We start from the raw sequence: 2,048 nt of genomic DNA on the forward strand, positions 1-2,048 counted from the left end.
AAGGCGTTCTACCACGACCACGTCTTCGCCAACCCGTTCGGCGACATCATCTACTTCCTGGAGGCGATGACCGACGCCGGCACGCGACCGGAGATGGAGTGCTTCGACACCGGCCACATCCACAATGCCACACCGCTGATCGACATGGGTCTGCTGCGCCCGCCCTACCAGTTCAGCCTGATCATGGGCGTGCTGGGCGGCATCCCCGGCACGACGAAGCACCTCGTGCAGCAGGTGGACACATTGCCGGCCGGGTCACACTGGCAGGTGATCGGCATCGGCGCGCGGCAGTGGTCGCTGGTAGCCGCGGCCATCACCCTGGGCGGCAACGTGCGCGTGGGGCTGGAGGACAATCTCTACGTTGCGCCCGGCCAATTGGCGCGGTCGAACGGAGAGTTGGTAGCGAAGGCGGCCGAGCTGGTGCGGTTGGTGGGGGGAGAGGTGGCGTCGGTGGCCGAGGCGCGGGAGATGTTGCAGCTACCGAAAAGGAGAAAAAACACAGACTCCACAGATTGGAAGAGCTAAACTGTCGAGTCTATATTTTCTTCCGATTCGAGCCATTGACAATTATACGGCAAAGCCGTATAGTAATATAGAGGCGACACTGTGGTCTTCATCGAAACAACCACTTTTACCCGCCAAGTAGGCGACTATCTCACCGACGACGAGTACCTGGGGCTGCAACTGCTCCTGATGGAACGACCCGATGCCGGGCAAGTAGTCCCTGGCACCGGTGGCGTCAGGAAGCTACGTTGAGCCGCGACAGGCAGGGGGAAACGAGGTGGTTTTCGCGTGATCTACTACTGGCGAGTGTCGGCTAGTGAAATCTGGATGCTGACTATCTATAGCAAAAGCCAGCGCGAGACTATCCCGGCACATATTCTTAGGCGCATTGCGGAGGAAATCAATCGTGACTGAACGTGACATTGGACTTGAAATTCTGGAAGGCATTCGAGAGATCAAGGCATTCAAGCGCGGCGAGATCAAGGGCCTAAGAACCCGCGAATTGAGAGAACCGGCTCCACCAGAGGAAATAAGACTACGCATGGGCCTATCACAGGCGGCGTTTGCAGGTCTAATGGGCGTTAGTGTGCGGACGGTGCAAGATTGGGAACAGGGACGACGGACACCAAGTGGGCCAGCCCGTTCTCTCCTACGCATTGCGGAACAGCATCCGGAGATACTTGTCGAGTTGTCTTGATTGGGAGTCAACAGGAAAAGTGGGATGTTCAAGTGGTACGAAGAATAGCGGATCGCGAAATCGGTTAATTACTCACCCTTCATATGGTTGAGACTATCAAATCCTTGGTTTACGCGCGTTCTGGGGACTATGCCGCCAACCGCGCCGCTATGCTGGCCCTGGTCGACGAACTCAACGAGCGCCAAACCTGGGCCCGCGCCGGCGGCGGGGAGCGGGGGGCGCGCAAGTTCCGCGAGGCGGGCAAGCTGCTGCCCCGCGAGCGGGTGGAACTGCTGCTCGACCCCGGCACGCCCTTCCTCGAACTCTCGCCGCTGGCCGCCTACAGCATGTACAACAACGAATCCCCGGCCGCGTCGCAGATCGTCGGCATCGGCGTCGTCAGCGGCGTCGAGTGCCTCATCTTCGCCAACGACGCCACGGTCAAGGGCGGCGCGGTCTACCCGATGACCCTCCAGAAATCGCTGCGCGCCCAGCAGATCGCCTTCGAGAACCGGCTGCCCTGCATCTCGCTGGTCGAGTCGGCCGGGGCGAACCTGCTCTACCAGGACGAAGTTTTCATCCTCGGCGGGCGCACCTTCGCCAACCAGGCCCGCCTGTCGGCCGCCGGCATCCCCCAGGTGGCGCTGGTCTTCGGCTCCTCCACCGCCGGCGGGGCCTACATCCCCGGCATGAGCGATTACGTGGTGATGGTGCGCAATCAGGCCGCGGTCTACCTCGGCGGGCCGCCGCTGGTCAAGATGGCGATTGGCGAAGAGAGCGACGACGAGACGCTCGGCGGGGCGGAGATGCACGCCCACACCTCCGGCGTCAGCGACTACACGGCCGAAAACGACGCCGACGCGCTGCG

The 2,048-nt window shown here is 61.5% G+C and carries 3 protein-coding genes; all 3 read left to right on the top strand.

The features are described from left to right. The coding region (locus ACE3UY_RS01180) for a 3-keto-5-aminohexanoate cleavage protein (RefSeq protein WP_374685722.1) at window positions 1–525 on the top strand (525 nt) is incomplete at its 5' end. 385 nt (window positions 526–910) lie between these two features. Beyond that, window positions 911–1,201, top strand: coding sequence for a helix-turn-helix domain-containing protein (locus ACE3UY_RS01185; protein ID WP_374685723.1), 291 nt, complete (start codon window positions 911–913; stop codon window positions 1,199–1,201). 83 nt (window positions 1,202–1,284) lie between these two features. Then, on the top strand, window positions 1,285–2,048 hold a 764-nt coding region (locus ACE3UY_RS01190; protein WP_374685724.1), incomplete at its 3' end, for a carboxyl transferase domain-containing protein.

The organism is Promineifilum sp. (SeqCode) (genome assembly GCF_041918635.1).
Classification (GTDB): Bacteria; Chloroflexota; Anaerolineae; order Promineifilales; family Promineifilaceae; genus Promineifilum.